This is a genomic window from Actinospica durhamensis (assembly GCF_018139695.1).
Taxonomy (GTDB): Bacteria; Actinomycetota; Actinomycetes; order Streptomycetales; family Catenulisporaceae; genus Actinospica; species Actinospica durhamensis.
The window spans coordinates 1-5,894 of sequence record NZ_JAGSOG010000396.1 but is presented as its reverse complement, the minus strand read 5'-3'; the positions used below and the strand labels follow the sequence as shown (position 1 = coordinate 5,894).

Sequence of the window (5,894 nt, the reverse complement as noted above, 5' to 3'; positions counted from 1 at the left end):
ACGCTTCGGGCGCGGCGCCGGGTCGTGCTCGTGATCGGTCGTGCTGGCCATGCCGGGGGTGCTCCTGTCTCGCCCATCTAGACTAACCCGATAAACCGGGTGTCTCAGCCGAGGCTGTCAGAGAGGGAAGCGGCCGGATTGGCCCGGCCGCGCCGCGGCGCCGTCGACACCGGCTCTGTGGCAGAGTCGCCCGACACGCACCACCTGATCGGTCCGTATGTGTGCGACGCCGTCGACTCGGCTGAACGCTCGGCCATGAGGATCCATCTCGCCGCCTGTGGCGCGTGCAGGGAGGAAGTCGACCAGTTGCGGGCCACCGCGGCGCTGTTGGCATTCGCCGTCGCGCTCGAACCACCGCACAGCCTCGAAGTCGGCGTCATGCGGGAAATCCAGAAGCCCCGACGAGGCCGGAGAACCAGGCCGCCCCCGTCGTCCCCGCTGTTCACCGCCGGCCGTGAACGGCGCGGAATCCGCACCAGTCCGGCAGCGCCGCGGCTCCGAACTTCAACCACAGCCGCCGAGGAACGGGGTGCGGGCGCCGCTCCCCAGTCTGAAGCGGGATCGATGAGATGAGGGAGCACCGTGGCAGCCGTATCCGACCCACCGCTCGGTACCGACCCCGTGCACCGACCGGAGGTCTCGCCCATCGAGCGTGAACGGTGGCCCGACGTGTACCGCGCTCCGCGCGGGCGCCTGCGTGCACGGGTGGCCGCCCTGCTCATCGCGCACGCGGTGCGGAACCTGCCGGTGCGCATCGTCTCCGCGACCGGAACCGTTCTCGGCGCGGGCGACGGGGAGAGCCCGACGATGCACCTGCGGAACGAGGCGGACTTCTTCCGACGTCTGGGCGCGCGCGGGCTGATCGGGTTCGGCGAGTCCTATCAAGCCGGCGACTGGGACACCGACGAACTGCCCGCCTTGCTCACCGTCCTCGCCGCGCACATGGCTGATCTGATACCCGCGCCTTTGCGGAATCTGCGTGCGGTGTGCCGGATCCGCAGACCTCACGAGGAGCGCAACACGCGACGCGGAGCGCGTTCGAACATCGCCCGGCACTACGACCTGTCAGACGAATTGTTCGCACTCTTCCTCGACGCGACGATGACGTATTCCAGCGCGCTGTTCGCCGAGGACGAGAGCCGGAGACCGATCGCGGGTGACGGGTTGCTCACCGTCGCCCAGAATCGCAAGATCGACCGGCTGCTCGATGCGGCCGGCGTCGGTCCGGGCAGCCGTGTGCTGGAGATCGGCACCGGCTGGGGCAGCCTCGCCGTGCGGGCGGCGGCCCGGGGCGCGCAGGTGCGCACCGTCACCTTGTCCGCCAACCAGCGTGCGTACACGGAGCATCTGGCCGCTGAGGCCGGACTGTCCTCGAAGGTGACCCCACAACTGCTCGACTACCGGGACGTCGAGGGCAGCTACGACGCGGTCTTGAGCGTGGAGATGATCGAGGCGATCGGGCGTGAGCAGTGGCCGGGCTATTTCGCGGCCCTGGGCAGGCTGCTGGCTCCCGGCGGCCGGATCGGTCTGCAATCGATCACCATGCCGCACGCGCGGATGAGCGCGAGCGCCGCGACGCAGACCTGGATCACGAAGTACATCTTCCCCGGCGGATTGATCCCCTCAGCCCGGGCGATCGAGGAGAACGCCGGCCGTGCGGGACTGCGCGTCGTGGACGACATGGCGTTCGGACCCCACTACGCCGAGACCCTCCGCCTGTGGCACGAGCGACTGACCCGCTACGCCCGCCACCTCGGAGACCTCGGATTCGACCCGACCTTCGAACGCACCTGGCGGCTCTACCTCCTCTACAGCCAGGCCGGGTTCGCCAGCGGGTACCTCGACGTGCACCAATACACCCTCGAACGCGCCCTGCCGTGACGGCGCCTGTCTGTTCCCCGACCTGAGCTTGCCCGTCGGCCACCCCGGGCAAGTCCGGTCACTCGCGTTCTCGGCGTGGCCATGACGGCGTGTCGGCTCCCTGCGCGGCCGGGGGCGGGTTTCTCAGGCGTGTTTGCCTCTGCCTACGCCCGGATCCGGGCCTATGCCTGCGAAGGGGTCGATGCCATGGAGCTGCGTGCTCTCGCGGAAGGTGAACTGAACCATCCCGCGTGTGGTGCCCTCCGGGGGGATGCCGGCCCGGTGCAGGCAGCGGGTGGTGTTGCACAGGGCGACGTGGCCCGCGGGCGCCGTGAAGCACACCGCCTTCCGGGCATCCTGCAGCATCCGGGCGGCGAAGCCGGTGGAGCGGCCGGTGCCGAGATAGCCGGAGCGCATGATCCGGCGGGTGTCCGGGATGTCGAGGAGGCGGAACGCGCCGGTCTGCTCGGTCACGTCTTCGGTGATCTGGACGAACAGCTTCAGGCACGTGGTCGGGTGTTGGTCGCAGTGCCAGAGGTTTCCGTAGTGGTGCACCCGTCGCTGTTCCTCGGTCAGATGCCCGATCCGCCACATGCGGACGTGTTCGATGCGCCAACATCCGCCGTAGAAGGCGTTAAGTATCTCAGTGAGCTGCGGAGTGATCAGCTGCCTGAGGAGGGGTACCTTCGACACGGGATCGATGACGTAGCGCACGGCCTCGGGAATGATCGGGCCCATGTCGGCCGTGTCGGCGGCCTCGTCGATGACTTTGTCGTATCCGGCCCTGATGGCGTCGACAAGGCCGGCCGGATAGCCGGGGTCGAGCAGGGCGTAGCCGAGACGGTCCAGTCGCGCGCCCACCTGCGCCGCCGGAAACGACGGTGCCGGGTGGCAGGCCCGTGCCCGGCGCAGCGCCCGGCGCCGGCCGCGGTTGTTGACCGGCCAGGCGTCGTTGCCCCAGTACACGCGCCCGAACGCGAGGGCGCCATGCCATTTCGCACGACCGAGGCGTCGCCACAGTGATGTACAGCGGCCCGATGCGCTGTCCGTGTGCATTTTCGTCCGTATCCGCATGCTCTCTCGCCCCCCAAGGCAATGGCCACAACAGACCGTTCGCGCACGCGGACTTAACGCGACCGTACGCGTGGCGCACACAACTTACCCAGTGCGAGAGCGTAAGAGAAGTGATTCGCCGAAAAGTCGACATCGGTGCAGGTCAGAGCGCCTTCGTACGCCGGAGATCGCTTGCCCGGGCTGCCGCCGGATTGGCGCCACAGGCTCGGGTGCGCGCTGCCCGGGCAGGAGCCGTCCGCGAAGGTGTAGGCATCCGGGTCCCACACCACCCGGCCGTCTGCCGCCTGATCTGCGCGTGGTCGGCGGTACCGGGGAACCCGCGTTCCGCGTCCCGCGCAGACCCCCGCCCGGCTGCGTTCACTGCCCGAGGATCTGAGCCTTCTGCGCGGCGAACTCCTCCTCGGTGAGCACGCCCTGCTGCTGGAGCTGCGCCAGTCGCTCGAGCTTGGCCAGCGCCTCGTCGCTGACCCCTCCGGTCGGCTGGGCGGCCTGCGGCGCGGGGGCGGGCGCCGGCTGCTGCTGGTAGGCGGCCTGGTCGTTCTCGGCGTACCGCGCGTCCTGTCTCGCCCGGACCCGGCCGCTCACCGCAGTCGCGGTCCCGGCCACCACCGCGGTCCGGGCGGCCGTACCGAGCAGCCCGGGTCGTCCGGCACGTGCCACCATGGGGCGACGCAACATCCTTCATCAACCCTTTCCATTGTGCCGACACACCGTCAGGCGGGCAGAGCCGCCAGCGCCTGCAGAACCGTTTCGCGGGGGAGCGTCTCGCGCGCAAGCAGCTCTCCGCCCGACTCGCGAACGGCCGTGGCCAGGTGGGCGGCCCACGCTGCCTCCCACACCAGAAGCGCCGCCGAACTGCCCGGCTCCAGATCCGCCGCGAGCAGCCCGATGTCCTGCTCGCTGAGCAGTCCGCTGATCTCGCCGTCGAGATGGTCGAAGGCTGCCACGGTCTCGGCCGGGAGCGCGTCGATCTCCAACGACTCGACCGAGCCGTCCGCGTTCTTCACCACGAACACCAGATCGATGATCCGGATCGCGCCCGACCCCACGGCCTGGGCCAGTGCGGGCGCGATCTCGCCGTTGAACCGGTTTCCCGGAAAGGCGACCAGCGCGTACTCGACCGGCCCGATACTCGCGGCGTCCAATGCCATGGCGTCTCACTCCTTCTCGATGCGGTCGCTCACCGCCATCCTCGGTCCGGCACCCGGCCCCGGCACCTCGGGTGCGCTGCGCGAGGGACGCTTGCCCATAAGGACTGCTCCGAGCGCCGGCAGGAGATCAGCCTCCCGGATCCGATCCGGTGGATCCGGGTTCAGTTCACAGGGACCGCGGGAACGGGGGCGGCGTCGACGGCTTCGGCGTCGGGCTTGCCGGTCGGCCGACCGGGTAGCCGGCCGGCGGGTGGGAAGGGCAGGATGCGCGATGCCTGCCGCGCGTCGCTCGTCAGCCGGCCGTGCGCTTCGCGGGCCAGTTGCGCCAGCAGCGCGGCTTCGTCCGCGTTCGAGGCGCTGAACAGGAGCTTGGCCGAGGAGGGATCCCGGGGGACGGCGCGGGCTTGGCGGGTGGCCGGATCCGGGGTCGGCGGCCGCAACCACAGGCCGCTGCGGGTGAGTTCGAGCACTGCGTAGGAGCCGAGCCGGTACTGGCCGGGACCGATCTCGATCAGGCCGTCGAACGGGGCCCGGTAGCGGGCCGGGAAGGGCGCGGTGGCTTCGCCCTCCGGCGGCCGGGGCTGGTAGGCGAAGTGGGTGGCGAACGGGCTCCAGCGCAGCTGGCCGTTCGCCGTCAGGGTCCGTTCCTCGACTCCGTCCGGGCCCGGAACGGCTAGGAGGACCCCCTCGTCGGCCGCGATGCGCGTCTTGAGTACGTCGGCGAGCACCTGGCCGGGCTCGCCGGGCTGGTCTTCGAAACACTGCAGCAGGTCGAAGAGGGCTCGTCGACGCGTCGATTCGGGTAGCCGGGCGAACAGCGTGCGCACATCGGTGGCCGGTACCGGCTCGGCCCCGGGTGCGCCGATGACGAGGTGCGGGGCTTGCGGGTCCGGGTGGAGCTGGTTGATCAGCCGCGCGCGCAGGGGCGCGAGGTCCTGCTCGGCGGACTCGGGCCGGATCCAGGCGCCGGCCGGGATCGGTTCGAGTATGGAGCCGGCGGGCAGGCGCAGCCGCTCGGAGAGGGCTCGGCAGTCCCAGGTCGGCGTGGGCAGACGGCGGGTGGCCAGAAGAGTCCAGGACGGCGCCGGTGGCGGTACGGCTGAAGGTGAGCACGCCGTCGGCGAAATACATGGTCGTCTCCGGCGTGATCCAGCGGGTTCCGGAGGCGTACGGCACACTGTTGAGCGCGAAGGTGAAGCTTGCTGCGCGGTAGCCGGGCAGCGGAGAGGGCGAGGGCGCGGGAGTGGATGTGGTCACGGCAGTCGACTTGGCCGGAGTCTGCGCGCACCTGCCGTGCTGCCGGGGGCCGCGGCGGGCGGCCTGGCTGACATCGCGGCGTGGCGGGTGGGCGCCGCGGCGGTGGGCGAGGCGAGAGGGGATCTCGGCGAGAGCGATGAACGCGCGGGCGACGCGTTGGCCCGGGACGGACTCGAGACGGCGTCGGGAGTGCTTATCGCGGCGGCGTCGGGCAGGGCTGGGGCCGCGGAGGCGTGCTGGGCGGTGTCGGTGCCGAACACGAGTACGCCGCAGATGAATGCGGTTGCGGTGACTCCGGCCGCGACGCCGATGCTGCCGCGCGAAGGGCGTCGACGGACACGGGGTCGGACGGTGCGCATCGGCCGCCCTGGTGCTCGCTGCCGGCTGCGCAATCGGCCTGGGCATGATGAAGAAGCCGAGCGGTGCTGCCGCCGACATCGCCGCACCGCCCGCTTCCGCGACCGCCGGATCCCCGCGGCCGGATGCGAGCCCGGCCTCGAAGCGGCCGTCCGCCGCCGCCCGCACCTCGGGCCCGGCCGCCCACTCGTCCCC

The 5,894-nt window shown here is 70.9% G+C and carries 5 protein-coding genes and 1 pseudogene; 1 reads left to right on the top strand and 5 read right to left on the bottom strand.

What is annotated here, in order from left to right; all coding sequences use genetic code 11:
* The first annotated feature begins 582 nt into the window (after positions 1 to 582).
* Complete coding sequence (locus tag KDL01_RS38455) at positions 583 to 1,881, top strand: class I SAM-dependent methyltransferase (RefSeq protein ID WP_307846779.1); 1,299 nt, start codon at positions 583 to 585, stop codon at positions 1,879 to 1,881.
* Positions 1,882 to 2,004: 123 nt separating this feature from the next.
* Here KDL01_RS38455 and KDL01_RS38450 read toward each other — a convergent pair whose 3' ends face one another.
* The 5 genes and pseudogenes from KDL01_RS38450 to KDL01_RS38435 form a co-directional block, all read right to left on the bottom strand.
* Positions 2,005 to 2,826 carry a hypothetical protein gene (locus KDL01_RS38450; protein WP_212533651.1) on the bottom strand — a complete coding sequence of 274 codons (822 nt, stop codon included), beginning with the start codon at positions 2,824 to 2,826 and terminating at the stop codon, positions 2,005 to 2,007.
* A gap of 296 nt (positions 2,827 to 3,122) precedes the next feature.
* Positions 3,123 to 3,265 (bottom strand): annotated as a pseudogene (locus KDL01_RS46275) (hypothetical protein); the annotation flags it as partial.
* Between the two features lie 26 nt (positions 3,266 to 3,291).
* Positions 3,292 to 3,597 (bottom strand): SHOCT domain-containing protein, encoded by a 306-nt coding sequence (locus tag KDL01_RS38445; protein ID WP_246577583.1) that lies wholly within the window; start codon positions 3,595 to 3,597, stop codon positions 3,292 to 3,294.
* Positions 3,598 to 3,647: 50 nt separating this feature from the next.
* Positions 3,648 to 4,085 carry a DUF6325 family protein gene (locus KDL01_RS38440; RefSeq protein ID WP_212533649.1) on the bottom strand — a complete coding sequence of 146 codons (438 nt, stop codon included), beginning with the start codon at positions 4,083 to 4,085 and terminating at the stop codon, positions 3,648 to 3,650.
* Positions 4,086 to 4,246: 161 nt separating this feature from the next.
* Positions 4,247 to 5,263 carry a hypothetical protein gene (locus KDL01_RS38435; RefSeq protein WP_212533648.1) on the bottom strand — a complete coding sequence of 339 codons (1,017 nt, stop codon included), beginning with the start codon at positions 5,261 to 5,263 and terminating at the stop codon, positions 4,247 to 4,249.
* Positions 5,264 to 5,894 lie beyond the last annotated feature (631 nt).

Bases quoted from the DNA above. Each gene is read 5' to 3' on its own strand.
- KDL01_RS38445 (WP_246577583.1), bottom strand. From the start codon at position 3,597: ATGGTGGCACGTGCCGGACGACCCGGGCTGCTCGGTACGGCCGCCCGG.
- KDL01_RS38440 (WP_212533649.1), bottom strand. From the start codon at position 4,085: ATGGCATTGGACGCCGCGAGTATCGGGCCGGTCGAGTACGCGCTGGTC.